General features: G+C 72.6%; 12 protein-coding genes and 1 pseudogene. 6 read left to right on the top strand and 7 right to left on the bottom strand.

Going from position 1 to position 16,375, the window contains the following annotated elements:
• Window positions 1-286 precede the first annotated feature (286 nt).
• On the bottom strand, window positions 287-3,886 hold the full coding sequence (smc, locus tag AFB00_RS20405) for a chromosome segregation protein SMC (RefSeq protein ID WP_068798530.1): 3,600 nt from the start codon (window positions 3,884-3,886) through the stop codon (window positions 287-289).
• A gap of 198 nt (window positions 3,887-4,084) precedes the next feature.
• On the opposite strand from smc, the gene AFB00_RS20400 reads away from it, so the two are divergent.
• Together AFB00_RS20400 and AFB00_RS20395 are read left to right on the top strand one after the other, a co-directional pair.
• On the top strand, window positions 4,085-5,308 hold the full coding sequence (locus AFB00_RS20400; RefSeq protein ID WP_068798529.1) for an FAD-dependent monooxygenase: 1,224 nt from the start codon (window positions 4,085-4,087) through the stop codon (window positions 5,306-5,308).
• Window positions 5,309-5,315: 7 nt separating this feature from the next.
• The gene (locus AFB00_RS20395; RefSeq protein WP_197519604.1) at window positions 5,316-5,822 is read left to right on the top strand and encodes a GNAT family N-acetyltransferase; all 507 of its coding nucleotides are present in this window, start codon (window positions 5,316-5,318) and stop codon (window positions 5,820-5,822) included.
• Window positions 5,823-5,837: 15 nt separating this feature from the next.
• Here the strand turns inward: AFB00_RS20395 and AFB00_RS20390 are convergent, their stop codons facing one another.
• The 3 genes and pseudogenes from AFB00_RS20390 to AFB00_RS32205 form a co-directional block, all read right to left on the bottom strand.
• Window positions 5,838-6,914: a spore photoproduct lyase family protein gene (locus AFB00_RS20390; RefSeq protein WP_068798528.1), complete on the bottom strand. Its 1,077-nt coding sequence runs from the start codon at window positions 6,912-6,914 to the stop codon at window positions 5,838-5,840.
• A 95-nt stretch (window positions 6,915-7,009) separates the two neighbouring features.
• Window positions 7,010-7,576 carry a TetR/AcrR family transcriptional regulator gene (locus tag AFB00_RS20385; protein ID WP_068798527.1) on the bottom strand — a complete coding sequence of 189 codons (567 nt, stop codon included), beginning with the start codon at window positions 7,574-7,576 and terminating at the stop codon, window positions 7,010-7,012.
• Window positions 7,577-7,585: 9 nt separating this feature from the next.
• Window positions 7,586-8,483 (bottom strand): annotated as a pseudogene (locus AFB00_RS32205) (IS5 family transposase).
• 136 nt (window positions 8,484-8,619) lie between these two features.
• Between AFB00_RS32205 and AFB00_RS20370 the strand changes: the two are divergent.
• Together AFB00_RS20370 and AFB00_RS20365 are read left to right on the top strand one after the other, a co-directional pair.
• On the top strand, window positions 8,620-9,723 hold the full coding sequence (locus AFB00_RS20370) for an IS110 family transposase (RefSeq protein ID WP_197520039.1): 1,104 nt from the start codon (window positions 8,620-8,622) through the stop codon (window positions 9,721-9,723).
• A gap of 448 nt (window positions 9,724-10,171) precedes the next feature.
• Entirely contained in the window at window positions 10,172-11,164 is a 993-nt protein-coding gene (locus tag AFB00_RS20365; protein ID WP_083275697.1) for an IS481 family transposase, read from the top strand.
• 323 nt (window positions 11,165-11,487) lie between these two features.
• Here the strand turns inward: AFB00_RS20365 and AFB00_RS20360 are convergent, their stop codons facing one another.
• Complete coding sequence (locus tag AFB00_RS20360) at window positions 11,488-12,543, bottom strand: IS110 family transposase (protein ID WP_231973946.1); 1,056 nt, start codon at window positions 12,541-12,543, stop codon at window positions 11,488-11,490.
• A gap of 184 nt (window positions 12,544-12,727) precedes the next feature.
• Between AFB00_RS20360 and AFB00_RS36390 the strand changes: the two genes are divergently transcribed.
• Window positions 12,728-13,180 carry an IS5 family transposase gene (locus AFB00_RS36390; RefSeq protein WP_068796811.1) on the top strand — a complete coding sequence of 151 codons (453 nt, stop codon included), beginning with the start codon at window positions 12,728-12,730 and terminating at the stop codon, window positions 13,178-13,180.
• Complete coding sequence (locus AFB00_RS36385; RefSeq protein ID WP_414706231.1) at window positions 13,104-13,625, top strand: IS5 family transposase; 522 nt, start codon at window positions 13,104-13,106, stop codon at window positions 13,623-13,625. Before AFB00_RS36390 ends, AFB00_RS36385 begins: the two co-directional genes overlap by 77 nt.
• Here the strand turns inward: AFB00_RS36385 and AFB00_RS20345 are convergent.
• Both AFB00_RS20345 and AFB00_RS20340 read right to left on the bottom strand, forming a co-directional pair.
• A complete protein-coding gene (locus AFB00_RS20345) occupies window positions 13,622-15,049 on the bottom strand; it encodes a GntP family permease (RefSeq protein ID WP_068798526.1) in 1,428 nt (475 codons plus the stop codon). The two genes, AFB00_RS36385 and AFB00_RS20345, sit on opposite strands and share 4 nt — an antisense overlap.
• An 82-nt stretch (window positions 15,050-15,131) precedes the next feature.
• Window positions 15,132-16,337, bottom strand: coding sequence for a CaiB/BaiF CoA transferase family protein (locus AFB00_RS20340; protein ID WP_068798525.1), 1,206 nt, complete (start codon window positions 16,335-16,337; stop codon window positions 15,132-15,134).
• Between the last annotated feature and the right edge of the window lie 38 nt (window positions 16,338-16,375).

Raw genomic sequence — 16,375 nt, 5'->3', positions numbered from 1 at the left:
GACGGCCAACGCGGTCTTGATGGATGATGCGAAAGCTCTGCTCTCTCGAGTGGTCACCGGTATCGGATTCTTTCCCGTGACGACCGGAAGCAGCTTCGAGCACGATGGCCTGGACAGCCGCCGTCAACCCGGAGCTACTTGAATTCCGGTCTACCGACCATTGCAGTCGACATCGAATGGTGGACGTGCAGAGCGCACCGTATCGAGATCAGCAACCGACCACGGGCTAACCGGGAAAACCGCCCGCGCGTAGAACAAGCGACCAACGGCCGCGATGTGCAGACGTCTACGACGCGGGGCGCAGCCGCTGCGAGATCACCTGGGTGATCCCGTCCCCCCGCATCGAGACGCCGTAGAGCGCGTCCGCGACCTCCATCGTCGGCTTCTGGTGGGTGATGACGATGAGCTGGCTGTTCGCCCGCAGCTCCTCCATCAGCGAGATCAGCCGGCGCAGGTTGACGTCGTCGAGGGCGGCCTCGATCTCGTCGAGCACGTAGAACGGCGACGGCCGGGCCCGGAAGATCGCCACCAGCAACGCCATCGCGGTGAGCGACCGCTCCCCGCCGGACAGCAGCGACAGCCGCTTGACCTTCTTCCCCGGCGGCCGGGCCTCCACCTCGATGCCGGTGGTCAGCATGTCGTCGGGATCGGTGAGGACGAGCCGGCCGTCACCACCGGGGAACAGCGTCGCGAACACGGTCTCGAACTCGGCGGCCACGTCGTGGTAGGCCGTCGTGAAGACCTCGAGGATCTTGTCGTCGACCTCGCGGACCACGACGAGCAGGTCGCGCCGCGTGTTCTTCAGGTCCTCCAGCTGGGTGGACAGGAAGCGGTAGCGCTCCTCCAGCGCGGCGAACTCCTCCAGCGCCAGCGGGTTGACCTTGCCGAGCAGCGACAGGTCCTTCTCGGCCCGTTTCCGGCGCCGCTCCTGGGTCCCCCGGTCGAACGGCACGGCCGGCGGTGCGGACACCTGCTCGCCGCGTTCCTTCGCGGCCTCGTACTCCGCGACGTCGGCCTCCGACGGCGGCACCGGCACGTCCGGCCCGTACTCGGCGACCAGCTCGTCGCCGCCGATCCCGTGGTCGGCGAGGATCTTCTCGGTCAGCTGGTCGAGACGCATCCGGGTCTGCTGGCGGACCATCTCGTCGCGGTGCACGGCGTCGGTGAGCTTCTCCAGCAGCCCGGTCAGCCGGGTCGTGGCCTCCCGGGCCTCGTGGTGCGCGCGCTCGCGCTCGGCCCGCGCGGCGTGCACCTCGTCGCGCTCGATGGTCGCGACGGCCAGCGACAGCTCGATCCGCTCGCACGCCGTGCCACCGGCGTCGACGACCAGCCGCGCGATCTCCGAGGCGCGTTCCCGCTCCGCGGCCGCGGCGGCGGCCCGGGACCGGGCCTGGCGCTCGGCGTGCGCCTGGCGGCGCAGGGTCTCGGCGCGACCGGCGATCGCGCGGGCCCGCTCCTCTGCGGTGCGCAGCGCGAGCCGGCACTCGACCTCCTCGGAGCGGACCTCCTCGACCCGCTCGGCGGCCTCGTCGCGCAGCTCGGTGTCCGGCTCCTCGTCGGTGGGGGCGTCGGAGGCGAGCGAGAGCTGGTGCTCGGCGGCCTCCAGCGCGATCAGCGACTCCGAGCGGCGGGCCTCGACCCCGTCCCGGCGCTCCCGCAGCCGCTGCGCCTCGGCCGTGGCGGACGCGACGACCTGCTCCAGGCGCCCCAGCTGCGCGGCGGCCGCGGCCCGGCGCCGGTCGGCGTCGGCGACCGCGGTCCGGGCGGCGGTCAGATCGGTACCGCGGGCCTCCTCCTCGGCGCGGGCGCCCTCGAGGGTGGGACGCAGCGACTCCAGCTCGGCGTCCACGGCGTCCCGCTCGGTCACGGCGTCGTCGACGGCGGCCTGCAGCTGCAGCGCACCCTCACCGGCCCCGGCGCCGCCACGGGCGACGTGCGCGGTGAGCAGGTCCCCGTCGGTGGTGACGGCGGTGAGGTCCGGCCGCGCCGCGAGCGCGGTCGCCGCGGTGTCCAGATCCGCCACGACGACGACGTCGCGCAGCAGTGCGGCCAGCGCCGCACCCAGCGCGGGCGGGGCGGTCACGAGCGCGGCGGCCCACCGGCCGGCCGGCGGGTCGGTGTCGGGCACGGCGACCGGGACCGGCGCACCGGTGGCCGCGGAGACCCCGGCGACGAGCAGCGCGGCCCGTCCCGCGTCGCCGTCGCGCAGCGAGCGCAGCGCCCCGGCCGCCGCGGAGACCGACGCCACGGCGACGCCCTCGGCGACCTCCCCGAGCGCGGCCGCGACCGCGGCGCGGGCGTCCGGCTGCACCTCGACCAGCTCGGCGACGGCGCCCAGCACGTCGTTCTCCGTCCCGGAGTCGAGCAGCGCACCGGTGCCGTCGCGCCGGACGAGCCCGACCTGCAACGCCTCCACCCGGGCCCGCCAGTGCGCGCGGCGCTGCTCGGCGTCGCGCTCCGCGCGGCCCAGCTCGGCGACCCGGTCGGCTGCCGCCCGGTGCGCGGTCTCGGCCTGCTCGACCCGCCCGGCGGACGCGTCCCCGGCGTCCTCGGACGCCTCGGGCCCGAGGCCGTCGCGGGCGGAGAGCAGCTCGGCATCGGCCTGCTCGGTGCGCGCGGTCGCCTCGGCCAGCGCCTCGGACAGCCGCTCGATCTCCTCCGCGGTCGCCGCCACCCCGGACCGCAGCGCGTCGGCCTTGCCGGCGAGCGTCGCGATCCCGGCCCGGCGGTCGGCGATCGCCCGGACGGCGGCGAGGTGCTCGCGCTCCGCGGCGACCAGCGTCCGTTCCCGCTCGGCCTTCTCGGTGACGACCTCGTCGAGCCGGCGCCGGGCCTCGTCGACGCCCGCGACCAGCTCCTCCTCCTGCTCGGCGATCACCTCGGCCTCGGCCTCGGTCTCGTCCGGGTCCCGGCCGGGGGTGTGCCCCACCGCGCCGGAGGAGGTCAGGTGCCGGACCCGCTCCTCGGCCAGGCGGACGGTGCCGCGCAGCCGCTCGGCCAGCGCGGAGAGCTGGTACCAGGTGTCCTGCGCGGTCTGCAGCCGCGGCGCGTCCGCGGCGAGCGCGGTCTCCAGCTCCTGCTGGCGTTCCCGGGCCGCCTCCAGCTGCTCCTCGACCTCGGCGCGCCGCTGCCGGGCCTGGTCCTGGGACGCCTCCTCCCGGGTGATCTCCTCCTGCAGCGTCACCAGGTCGTCGGCGGCGAGCCGGAGCCGCGCGTCGCGCAGCTCGCTCTGCACGGACTGGGCCTTGCGGGCGATCTCGGCCTGGCGGCCCAGGGGCTTGAGCTGGCGGCGCAGCTCGGCGGTGAGGTCGGTGAGCCGGGTCAGGTTGGCCTGCATCGCGTCCAGCTTCCGCAGCGCCTTCTCCTTGCGCTTGCGGTGCTTGAGGACCCCGGCGGCCTCCTCGATGTAGGAGCGCCGGTCCTCGGGCTTGGACTGCAGCACCCCGTCGAGCTGCCCCTGCCCGACGATCACGTGCATCTCCCGGCCGATGCCCGAGTCCGAGAGCAGCTCCTGCACGTCGAGCAGCCGGGCCCGGGACCCGTTGATCTCGTACTCCCCGGCGCCGTCGCGGAACATCCGGCGGGTCACCGAGACCTCGGAGTAGTCGATCGGCAGGGCCCCGTCGGAGTTGTCGATCGTCAGCGTCACCTCGGCGCGGCCCAGCGCTCCGCGCCCGGAGGTGCCGGCGAAGATGACGTCCTCCATCTTGCCGCCGCGCAGCGCCTTGGCGCCCTGCTCACCGAGCACCCAGCTGATCGCGTCGACGACGTTGGACTTGCCGGAGCCGTTCGGCCCGACGACGCAGGTGATCCCCGGTTCCAGGCGCAGCGTGGTGGCCGAGGCGAAGGACTTGAAGCCCTTCATCGTCAGCGTCTTGAGGTGCACGGGGAGCGCTCTCCGGTCGGTGGGGAACGTGCAGGGTACCGCCGGGTCCGGCGGCGGCCGCACGGACGCGGGCGGGCGGATCGCCCGGTAGGCGCATTCCCGCCGGGAACGGTCATTCCGGCCATTGTGCGGGTTCGATTATCGGGCGAACGGGAACCCGATCGGGGATAGCCTGGAATTCCCTGCGAAAGGACACCCGTGCCCCGTCACGCCCTGATCTCCGGAGCCAGCATCGCCGGCCCCGCCCTCGCCCACCAACTGCACGCGCGGGGCTGGCGCACCACCGTCGTCGAGCGGGCGCCGCGGTTGCGCGACGAGGGCCAGAACATCGACGTCCGGGGTTCCGCACGGGAGGTCCTGCGGCGGATGGGGCTGGAGACCGAGGCGCTCGCCGCCGGGACCGGCGAGGTCGGGCTGCGCTTCGTGGACGGGGCGGGCGCCGTGGTCGCCGAGTTCCCGGCCGGCACCGGTGGTACCGACGGCGCCACCGCGGAGATGGAGATCCTGCGCGGGGAGCTGTCCCGCATCCTCTACGAGCACACCCGCGCGTCCACCGACTATCGCTTCGACCAGCAGATCCGGGAGCTGACCGAGCACGGGGACCACGTCACGGCGACCCTGCACGACGGCGAGCAGATCGAGGCCGACGTCGTGGTGGTCGCCGAGGGCACCCGGTCACGCACCCGCGGTCTGGTCTTCGGCGAGGTCGGGCTGGACGAGCTGGGCATGTTCGTCGCGCACCTGACGATCCCCCGCACCGCCGACGACGACCAGTGGTGGCGCTGGTACGGCGCGAGCGGGTCGCGCTCGGTCGGGCTGCGCCCGGACAACCGGGGCACCACCCGGGCGATGCTCAACCACCTCACCGACGTGCGGGGCCTGGAGACCCTCGATCGCGCCGACCAGGTCACGATCCTGCGCCGCACGTTCGCCGACGCCGGGTGGCAGACCCGGCGGATCCTCGACGCCCTCGACGACGCGCCGATGTACTTCGACGCGATCGCCCAGGCCAGGCTGACCCGCTGGAACCACGGCCGGGTCGTGCTGCTGGGCGACGCCGCGTGGTCCGCCGGGCCGTTCGGCACCGGTACCAGCCTGGCCCTGGTCGGGGCGTACGTGCTGGCCGGGGAGCTGGCCGGTGCCGACGGCGACGCCACCGCGAAGACTGCGGCGGCGCTGGCCCGTTACGAGGAGCGGATGCGACCGTACGTCGACTGGGCTCAGGACGTCCGGCCGTCGGCGATCCGGGCGATGAACCCCCGCAGCGCGGCGGGCCTGGCGGTGCAGCGCACCGCGCTCCGGGCCGCCGCGCCGATCATGAGCAAGCTCGGGCGGATCACCGGGCGGGCGAGCCGGATGCCCTCGATCATGACCGAGCTGCCGCACTACCCGGCGCCGCTGCGCCCGGTCGCGCCGGCCTGACCCGGCCGTGCCGGGCACCCGGGGAGCGGGCGCGGCGCAGCCCGCGGTCGTCCTGCGCGCGATGACACCCGCCGAGTTCGACGTCTACATCGGCCGCCAGCTGCGCGAACGCGTGGCGGCGCTGACCGTGGCGCTGGCCCCGCACGCGGCCCGGGCCAAGGCGCACGCCGATCACGAACGGCTCCTCCCGCACGGCCGGGAGACGGCCGGGCACGAGCACCTCGTCGCCGAGAACGCGCGGGGCCGCACCGTGGGGCAGCTGTGGCTCGGCCGGCACGAGCCGCAGACCGGCTCCGGCGAGATCGCCTGGATATACGACGTCCGCGTCGAGGAACCGTTCCGGCGCAGCGGGTACGCCCGCGCGATCCTGGCCGGGGCGGAGGCGAGGGCGCGCCGGGCCGGGGCCGCCCGGCTGGGGCTCAACGTCCTCGGGCACAACGCCGCGGCGATCGCCCTGTACGAGAGCCGCGGCTACGCGGTCACCGCCCAGCAGATGGCCAAGCCACTGGACTGACCGGCGCCCGGATGCTCAGAACGCGTACCGGACCCGCAGCCACGGAGCGTGCCGGGCGATCAGCCCGGTGAGCGTCTCGACGCCCTCGCGTTTGACGTCGTTGTGGTACCGGACGTTCCACATCCCGTTCTGGCTCCGCTTGGCCTGCTGCATGCCCGGCCGCCACAGGACGTCCTCGGCGCGGGGGTGCCAGCCGAGGTTGACCTCGTGCAGGTCCCGGTTGTGGGTCAGCATGATCACCTCGGCCGCGGCCTGCGCCCGGAACGCGGGCCCGGTGCCGTCGTCGAGCCGGGTCAGCAGCTCCGCCCGGTCGTCCTCCCACCCCGGGCGCAGGACGACCGGGGACAGGTTGAGATGGACCTCGTACCCGGCGGCGACGAAGTCGTCGATCGCGGCGATCCGCTCCGGCACCGGGCTGGTCCGGATGTCGAGCAGCCTCGCGTCGCGCTCGGGCATCAGCGAGAAGCGGATCCGGGTCCGGCCCTGCGGGTCGAGGTCCAGCAGCTCGCGGTTGACGTACTTGGTGGCGAAGCTGGCCTTGGCCGTGGGCAGATCGCGGAACGTCGCCACGAGATCGGCCACGTTGTCGCTGATGAGCGCGTCGACGGCGACGTCGGAGTTCTCCCCGATGTCGTAGACCCAGGCGTGCGGATCGACCTGGTTGGGCTCGGTCTTGGGCCCCTGCCGGGAGACGTGGCCGCGCAGGTACTTCGTGATGCGCTCGATGTTGGTGAACACCGTGATCGGGTTCGCGTAGCCCTTGCGGCGCGGCACATAGCAGTACGCGCAGGCCATCGCGCAGCCGTTGGACGTGGACGGGGCGACGAAGTCGGTGGAGCGGCCGTTCGGGCGGGCCGTCAGCGACTTCTTCACGCCGAGCACGAGGTTCTCGGTCTTCACCCGCACCCAGCGGGCGACGTTGCCGGCGTTGCCGTGCAGTTCCGGGATCTGCCAGTGCGATCCGACCTCGATCACCTCGGCACCCGGGAACCGGTCCAGGACGGCGCGCCCGCGGGGCGACGCGATCGCCTCGGGTTCGGCGTAGACGGTGCGCACCTGAAGGAGACGGTCCAGCGACGGCGGGGAGGACATGCCGGCCCCTTCCCCGGTCCCACGGGTCCCAACCGCCTCCGGGCCCGCCCGCTCGGCACGCGGCGCCGCAGGACCGGCGACCGGCCGGGACCGCCTCACCACGCCTGCGCGGCGCGGCGCAGGTCCGCCACCCCGGCCCGCAGGTGGTGCCCGAGCGTGCGGCGCTGCGGATCGGCCAGCCAGGTCTCGGTGGCGAGCCGGTACGCGGCGACCGCGGCGGTGGCGGTCAGCGCCGCGGACGGGTCCGCGAGCCCCCGTGCGCGCAGCGCCCCCGCGAGCGCCGTGTCGAGCGCAGCCATCTTGGCGTGTTCACGTTCCTGCAGTTCGGCGCGGCTGTCCAGGATCCGCCGACGCCGGCCCGCCGCCTCCCGGCGCTCGTCGAACCAGTCCGCGGTGGACAGGAGGGCGTCGGTGATCGCGTCGAGCGGTCCGCGCTCCGGGGGTGCGGCCGTCACGGCGGCCGCGAGACCGGCAATGAACCCGTCCTGGTCGGGGAAGAGCACCTCGCGCTTGTCGGAGAAGTGGTTGTAGAAGCTGCGCTCGGTCAGGCCGGCGCCACCGGCGATGTCCGCGACGGTGGTGCGCTCGTAGCCGCGCTCGGCGAACAACGCGATCGCGGCGTCCTGCAACCGTTCCTGCGCCCCGGCCGGCCATCGTCCCATCCGGCCAGCCTAGGGTGTGTCTCCCAATGCGCGGAGCCAGGTGACGATCGCCTTCAGGACGGCGCCGCCGCGGAAGGTCAGGGCGAGCTTGTCGTAACGGGTGGCCAGCCCGCGCCACTGCTTGACGTGGCAGAACCCGCACTCGACGACGTTGCGGTTTCGGTAGTCGACCGGATCGAATGCGGGCGGTCGGCCGCCGCGTGAGCCCCGTCGTTTGCGGTGTCCCTGCTGGTCAGAGGGCTCCGGAATGACAGCGATGATCCGGCGCTCGCGCAGGTGCCGGCGGATCGCGCGTGAGGAGTAGGCCTTGTCCGCGCGCACGCGTTCAGGCCGGGTCCGGGGTCGTCCCGGGCCCGGTCGGGCGATGCTCAGGCGCGCCATCAGGTGCGGAAACATTGGCGAGTCGCCGCCCTGGCCGGGGCCGAGGAGGACCACCAGCGGGCGGCCGTGCCCGTCAACGAGCTGGTGGATCTTCGTCGACAGCCCTCCGCGGGACCGTCCCAGCGCGTGATCTGCTGGTTCGGCGAGCAGATTCGTGTAGTTCGATCCGGCCCCCTGTGTCGCGCTTGAGGGTCGCGGCGTGCTGGTGGGCACGGATGATCGTGGAGTCCACGCTGACCGCCCACCCGAGCACCTCGGCGGCGTCGGCCTCGACCAGAAGAGCAGCCAGGATGTGGTCCCAGGTGCCGTCGCCGCTGTAGCGGCGGTGCCGCTTCCACAACGTCTGCCACGGCCCGAACTCGGCTGGGACGTCGCGCCAGGGAAGCCCGCACCGATACCGGTAGATGATCCCCTCGAGCACCCGGCGGTCATCGCGGAACGGGCGCCCGCGACGACCCTCGGAGGAGGGCAACAGCGGCGCCAGACGGGCCCACTGGGCATCAGTCAGGACAGCGGTACGCGGCACCGATCAAGCATCGCGCACCCCGCTCCGCCTATCTGGGAGACACGCCCTAGACCGTATGGAGGCCGGCGCCTCCGCTCGTAAGTTGGCGCGGGTCGCCGTCGTTGGGTGACGGTGCCGCATTTACGGGGAGGCGCCGGTGTCGGGCGAGGGTACGTGGGTCGGGTTGGACGTCCATGCGCGATCAGTGATCGGTTGCGCGATCGAGGAGAGTGCAGCTGAGATCCGGACGCAGCGGATCGGGGCGCGGACTGAGCAGATCGTGGAGTGGGTGCGTGCGCAGCCCGGTCCGGTGATGGCCTGCTACGAGGCCGGCCCGACCGGATTCGGGCTGGCGCGGGCGCTGCGGGCCGCGGGTGTGGCCTGCGAGGTCGTGGCGCCGTCGAAGATCGAGCGACCGTCCGGGGACAAGGTCAAGACCGACCGGCGCGACGCGGAGCGGCTGGCGCGGTTGCTGCGGATCGGTGAGGTCCCCGGGGTGCGGGTCCCGACCGAGGCCGAAGAAGCCGCCCGGGACCTGGTCCGGGCTCGCGAGGACTGCCGCAGCGACCTGATGCGGGCCCGCCACCGTCTCTCCAAGCTGCTGCTGCGCCAGGGCCTGGTCTGGGACAACACCGCCTGGACCGCCGCGCACGAGGTCTGGCTGCGCAGTCACCACTTCGACCGGCGCGGTGTCCAGCTCGCCTTCGACGAGGCCCTGGATGCGGTGTTCACCGTCCATGCCCGCCGGGCTCGGCTCGACGCTGCGATCGTCGAGATGGCCGCCAGCGACCCGGTGTTGGCCGGGCCGGTCGGGCGGCTGTCGTGTCTGCGGGGCGTCTCGACGCTGACCGCGACCGGGCTGTGCGTCGAGGTCGCCGACTGGCACCGGTTCACCGGCGCCACCATCGGCTCCTACCTCGGGCTGGTGCCCTCGGAGTTCTCCTCCGGGTCGCGGCGGGTCCAGGGCGGGATCACCAAGACCGGTAACTCGCATGCCCGGCGGCTGCTGGTCGAAGCGGCCTGGCACCACCGCCGCCCGCTGCGCCCGAGCCGGGAACGGGCCCGACGCGCCGATGGGCAACCCGCCGTGGTCCGCGACCGCGCCGACGCCGGGAACCGGCGCCTGCACCAGCGCTGGACCCGCTTGGACCACCGCAACAAGCGACCGACCGTGGCTGTCGTCGCGGTCGCCCGCGAGCTCGCCGGCTGGTGCTGGAGCCTGGCCACCCTCGAGGAAACGGCCGCAGCGAGAACCGGCTGAGCCTCTGGCTCGGCCGCCACAGACCCCGGCGGGAGTCGGGAGAGGATGCAGGCAGCGCGAGGAGCGACCCGCGATACAGCTATGAGCAGCTCAGCCCCGATCAGCTCGGGACGAGGCGACGCTCGCCCCTAGACTCGCGGAACGCTCCCGACGAACACCCGGTCATGCGGTGACCAACCCGCGTATATCAGTCTGACCGCGCGTCGAGCCGACACGCCTCCACCCACCCGGCCCCGTCGGGCCCACAACCGCCCTGAGCAGCCCCGATACCAGATATCGAGGGGCCGATCACCCCTGCCCACTTGACAGAAGTGACCTCCATATCAGGTGTGATGTCCATGGACGTTGTTCCAGGTTGAGCTGATGACGGCCTGTCGCTGAGACAGGCGAGGACCCCCGGTTGTGAAGTGGAGCTGTCTAGGAACCGCTTCACCAACCGGAGGCCCTTGTGACCCACGCTAACGCTGCGCTGACTCCGCGTGCCCGGCTACGGCTGGCCCGTCTGATCGCCGACCAGGACTGGACCTGCTCCACCGCGGCCAGAATGTTCATGGTCGCCCCTCGCACCGCCCGAAAGTGGGCTGACCGCTACCGCGCCGAGGGCCCGCCCGGGATGGTCGACCGCAGCTCCCGACCACGGTCGATGCCGGCCAAGACCCCGCCGAGGCTGGTGAAGCAGATCGTGCGACTGCGGTGGCACCACCGACTCGGACCAGTACAGATCGGCGGCCGACTCGCTCTCGCCGCCTCGACCGTGCACGCGGTCCTGCGCCGCTGCCGGATCAACCGGCTCTCCCACATCGACCGGGTCACCGGCGAGCCCCTACGCCGCTACGAACACCCACACCCCGGCTCGTTGATCCACGTCGACGTCACCAAGTTCGGCAACATCCCCGACGGAGGCGGACACCGCTTCGTCGGACGCCGACAAGGCGCCCTGAACAAGCGGTCCACTCCCGGGCTGCCCAGGGGAACCGACTACAAGCCGCGCACCGGCAGAGCGTTCGTCCACACCGTCATCGACGACCACTCCCGCGTCGCCTACGCCGAGATCCACAGCGACGAGAAAGCCGACACCGCCACCGGTGTGCTACGCCGGGCCGTGGACTGGTTGAACGCCCGCGGCGTGACCGTCGAACGGGTCCTGTCCGACAACGGCAGCTGCTACCGCTCACACGCCTGGCGTGACACCTGCAGCGAACTGGGCATCACCCACAAGCGAACCCGGCCCTACCGGCCTCAGACCAACGGCAAGATCGAACGTTTCCACCGCACCCTCGCCGACGGGTGGGCATACGCCCGCTTCCACCCCTGCGAAACGGCTCGGCGAGACGCGCTCCCCGGCTGGCTGCACTTCTACAATCACCACCGGCCCCACAGCGCAACCAACGGCCTACCGCCGATCAGTCGCCTGACCAACCTGCCTGGACATCACACCTGATATGGAGGTCACTTCTGTCAAGTGGGCAGGGGTGATCGGCCCCTCGATATCTGGTATCGGGGCTGCTCAGGGCGGTTGTGGGCCCGACGGGGCCGGGTGGGTGGAGGCGTGTCGGCTCGACGCGCGGTCAGACTGATATACGCGGGTTGGTCACCGCATGACCGGGTGTTCGTCGGGAGCGTTCCGCGAGTCTAGGGGCGAGCGTCGCCTCGTCCCGAGCTGATCGGGGCTGAGCTGCTCATAGCTGTATCGCGGGTCGCTCCTCGCGCTGCCTGCATCCTCTCCCGACTCCCGCCGGGGTCTGTGGCGGCCGAGCCAGAGGCTCAGCCGGTTCTCGCTGCGGCCGTTTCCTCGAGGGTGGCCAGGCTCCAGCACCAGCCGGCGAGCTCGCGGGCGACCGCGACGACAGCCACGGTCGGTCGCTTGTTGCGGTGGTCCAAGCGGGTCCAGCGCTGGTGCAGGCGCCGGTTCCCGGCGTCGGCGCGGTCGCGGACCACGGCGGGTTGCCCATCGGCGCGTCGGGCCCGTTCCCGGCTCGGGCGCAGCGGGCGGCGGTGGTGCCAGGCCGCTTCGACCAGCAGCCGCCGGGCATGCGAGTTACCGGTCTTGGTGATCCCGCCCTGGACCCGCCGCGACCCGGAGGAGAACTCCGAGGGCACCAGCCCGAGGTAGGAGCCGATGGTGGCGCCGGTGAACCGGTGCCAGTCGGCGACCTCGACGCACAGCCCGGTCGCGGTCAGCGTCGAGACGCCCCGCAGACACGACAGCCGCCCGACCGGCCCGGCCAACACCGGGTCGCTGGCGGCCATCTCGACGATCGCAGCGTCGAGCCGAGCCCGGCGGGCATGGACGGTGAACACCGCATCCAGGGCCTCGTCGAAGGCGAGCTGGACACCGCGCCGGTCGAAGTGGTGACTGCGCAGCCAGACCTCGTGCGCGGCGGTCCAGGCGGTGTTGTCCCAGACCAGGCCCTGGCGCAGCAGCAGCTTGGAGAGACGGTGGCGGGCCCGCATCAGGTCGCTGCGGCAGTCCTCGCGAGCCCGGACCAGGTCCCGGGCGGCTTCTTCGGCCTCGGTCGGGACCCGCACCCCGGGGACCTCACCGATCCGCAGCAACCGCGCCAGCCGCTCCGCGTCGCGCCGGTCGGTCTTGACCTTGTCCCCGGACGGTCGCTCGATCTTCGACGGCGCCACGACCTCGCAGGCCACACCCGCGGCCCGCAGCGCCCGCGCCAGCCCGAATCCGGTCGGGCCGGCCTCGTAGCAGGCCATCACCGGACCGGGCTGCGCACGCACCCACTCCACGATCTGCTCAGTCCGCGCCCCGATCCGCTGCGTCCGGATCTCAGCTGCACTCTCCTCGATCGCGCAACCGATCACTGATCGCGCATGGACGTCCAACCCGACCCACGTACCCTCGCCCGACACCGGCGCCTCCCCGTAAATGCGGCACCGTCACCCAACGACGGCGACCCGCGCCAACTTACGAGCGGAGGCGCCGGCCTCCATACGGTCTAGGGCGTGTCTCCCAGATAGGCGGAGCGGGGTGCGCGATGCTTGATCGGTGCCGCGTACCGCTGTCCTGACTGATGCCCAGTGGGCCCGTCTGGCGCCGCTGTTGCCCTCCTCCGAGGGTCGTCGCGGGCGCCCGTTCCGCGATGACCGCCGGGTGCTCGAGGGGATCATCTACCGGTATCGGTGCGGGCTTCCCTGGCGCGACGTCCCAGCCGAGTTCGGGCCGTGGCAGACGTTGTGGAAGCGGCACCGCCGCTACAGCGGCGACGGCACCTGGGACCACATCCTGGCTGCTCTTCTGATCGAGGCCGACGCCGCCGAGGTGCTCGGGTGGGCGGTCAGCGTGGACTCCACGATCATCCGTGCCCACCAGCACGCCGCGACCCTCAAGCGCGACACAGGGGGCCGGATCGAACTACACGAATCTGCTCGCCGAACCAGCAGATCACGCGCTGGGACGGTCCCGCGGAGGGCTGTCGACGAAGATCCACCAGCTCGTTGACGGGCACGGCCGCCCGCTGGTGGTCCTCCTCGGCCCCGGCCAGGGCGGCGACTCGCCAATGTTTCCGCACCTGATGGCGCACCTGAGCATCGCCCGACCGGGCCCGGGACGACCCCGGACCCGGCCCGAACGCGTGCGCGCGGACAAGGCCTACTCCTCACGCGCGATCCGCCGGCACCTGCGCGAGCGCCGGATCATCGCTGTCATTCCGGAGCCCTCTGACCAGCAGGGACACCGCAAACGACGCGGCTCACGCGGTGGCCGACCGCCCGCATTCGATCCGGTCGACTACCGAAACCGCAACGTCGTCGAGCGCGGGTTCTGCCACGTCAAGCAGTGGCGCGGGCTGGCCACCCGTTACGACAAGCTCGCCCTGACCTTCCGCGGCGGCGCCGTCCTGAAGGCAATCGTCACCTGGCTCCGCGCATTGGGAGACACACCCTAGAAGACCAGCGACAGCGGGAGCAGCAGCAGGATCGAGACCACCGAGGCGACGGAGATGCTCACCGTGAACGTCTTCAGCGTGCCCCGCACCGACTGCCCGAGCAGCGCCTGGAACTGCCAGAACGTGTTGCTCGTGACGTGGCAGCCGAAGATCGAACCGCTCCCGGCCGCCAGCGCGATGAGGACCGGGTCGATGCCGAGCGTCGCGGCCACCGGGGCGAGCACCCCGACGGACATGATCGCCGCGATCGTCACCGTGCCGATCAGGACGTGGATGACGGCGGCCATCAGCCACACCACCAGGAGTGGCGCGACGGTGCCCGCCGAGAGGTAGCCCCCGAGCACGTCGCCGAGCCCGGTCGCCGAGATCGCGCCCGCCAGCGCCCCGGCGACCCCGGTCAGCACCAGCACCTTCCCGCAGCCCTCCAGGCCCCGCTCGAACGCGCCCTCGACCACGGTGCGGCCGTGGGTGCGGGCGACGACGGCCGTGGTCCCCAGGGCCGCGACCAGCAACGCGACGATCGGGTTGCCCAGGAAACCCAGCACCGGGTCGTCGAACCCGGCCATCTCGCCGAGGCCACCCACCGCGATGAGCACCAGCCCGAGCGTCAACGGCCCGAACAGCACCAGCAGCGGCGGTCCGGTTCGCTCGTCCGGGACGGTCCTGGCCGGAGCGGTCAGCGCCTGCTCCGCCGGGCCCGGCCCGCCGCCGGTGGCCGGGGCCGGTCCGGTGGCACCGTCGCCGCCGGTCGCCGGCGCCGGTCCGTCGTCGTCGGGTCCGGGCTGCTCGTCCCGGGCCGGGTCCCACCAGCCGCGGTCGAACAGCACGTTCATGATCCAGGTCGAGACCACGATCGTCGGGACGGCCACGGCCAGCCCGACGACCAGCATCGTCCCGAGCGGCACCTCCAGCACGCCCGCGATCGCGACACCGGCCGCGCCCGGCACCACCAGGACGACGCCGGTGACGCTCCCGATCGCCAGCGCGCTCGCCATCTTCGGCAGCCCCACCCGGCCGATCTCCGGCGAGATCCGCCGGACCAGCGGCGCCGTGATGATCACCAGGACGTCGGTGAAGATCGTCTGCAGGACCGTGCCGGTCGTCAGCGCCGTCGCGTACGGGGTGCCCCGGGGGCCACAGGCCCGCAGCAGCAGGGCCACCAGCCGGTCGATGGCCCCCGCGTGGTGCAGCAGCGTCCCGGTGAGCACGCCGAACGCGATCAGCAGGCCGACCTCGGCGAGGATGTCGCCGAACCCGGTCACGACGGCCTCGACCGTCCCGTCGTAGCCGAGACCGGAACTGAGCCCCACGTACAGCGCGGCGACCGCGAGCGCGATCACCGGGCTGACCCGGGCGAAGACGATGAGCACGATCACGCCGACGACGGCGACCGCCGTGTTCGCGAGCACGAGTACGTCGTGCATGTTTCCTCCTGGAAGGTATCGACGTCCTTGTCGCAGTACTGCCGAGGAGAGCCGGGTGGACGCGCGCGCGACCGCGTCCGGGTCAGTCGTCCTGTCCGCAGTGGACGGCTCCGCGGGCGTGCAGCTCCTGCGCACGGTCGGCGCCGATGCCGATCTCGGACAGGACCGCCGCGGTGTCCGAGCCGATGACGCTGGAGCCGGTCCACCGGACCGACCCCGCGCGTCCGTCGACCTTCGGGACGACCCCCTGCATGCCCAGCGGGCCGAGATCGGGGTCGGGCACGGAGAGCACGCTCTCCCGGAACCGGAAGTGCGGATCGGTGACGATGTCGGTCGCGTCGTAGATCGGGGCGACCGCGGCGTCGGCCTCCCGCAGGATCCGGACGACGTCGTCGCGGGTGTGCCGGGCGACCCAGCCGCCGATCATCTCGTCGACCTCGGCCCGGTTCTCGATGCGCGCGGCGTTGGTGGCGAACCGGGGATCGGTGATCGCCTCGGGACGGCCGACGATCCGGAACAGGCGCTCCGCGACCGCCTGCGCCGCGCCGGACAGGGCGATCCAGCGGTCGTCGCTGGTCCGGTAGGCGTTGCGCGGCACCACCTGCGGGACAGAGTTGCCCATCCGCTCCTGGACGATCCCGAGCTGGTCGTGCTCGACGATGTGACTGCCGATGATCCACATCAGTGGTTCGTAGAGCGCCGTGTCGATGTGCACGCCGACCCCGCTGGTGGTGCGGGAGTGCAGGGCCGAGCTGACGGCGAAGGCGGTGCACATGCCGGCGATCCCGTCGGCCAGGCCGAACGGCGGCAGCATCGGCGCCCCGCCTGCCTCCCCGGTCACCGCCGCGAACCCGCTCATGGCCTCGGCGAGCGTGCCGAACCCGGCCAGCGAGCTGTGCGGGCCGCTCTGCCCGAAGCCGGTCACCTCGGCCATCACCAGCCGGGGGTTGATCTCGTGCAGCGCGTCCCAGCCCAGGCCCCAGGCGTCGAGCCGGCCGGGCCGGAAGTTGGAGATCAGGACGTCGGCCTCGGCGACGAGCCGGCGGATCACGTCCTGCCCGTCCGGGTCGTGCAGGTCCACCGCGACGCACCGCTTGTTCCGGCTGACGACCTTCCACCACAGCGGGTGCCCGTCGCGGCGGGGGCCCCAGTCGCGCAGGTCGTCGCCCCGCGGGTGCTCGATCTTGATGACGTCCGCGCCGTGGTCGCCGAGGAGCGTCGCGGCGAACGGACCGGCGAACAACGACGCCATGTCGATGACCTTGCACCCGTCCAGCAGTCCTGGCATGAGTTGTCCTCCGAGTCCGACGAACCGCACATGGGTAG

It is taken from the genome of Pseudonocardia sp. HH130630-07 (assembly GCF_001698125.1).
In the GTDB taxonomy this organism is placed as follows: Bacteria; Actinomycetota; Actinomycetes; order Mycobacteriales; family Pseudonocardiaceae; genus Pseudonocardia.
This window is presented reverse-complemented; position numbering and strand designations above follow the sequence as displayed.

Excerpts from the sequence above, each read along its gene's own strand:
- AFB00_RS20390 (WP_068798528.1), bottom strand. The coding sequence starts at position 6,914 with ATGTCCTCCCCGCCGTCGCTGGACCGTCTCCTTCAGGTGCGCACCGTC.
- AFB00_RS20385 (WP_068798527.1), bottom strand. The coding sequence starts at position 7,576 with ATGGGACGATGGCCGGCCGGGGCGCAGGAACGGTTGCAGGACGCCGCG.
- AFB00_RS20345 (WP_068798526.1), bottom strand. The coding sequence starts at position 15,049 with ATGCACGACGTACTCGTGCTCGCGAACACGGCGGTCGCCGTCGTCGGC.
- AFB00_RS20340 (WP_068798525.1), bottom strand. The coding sequence starts at position 16,337 with ATGCCAGGACTGCTGGACGGGTGCAAGGTCATCGACATGGCGTCGTTG.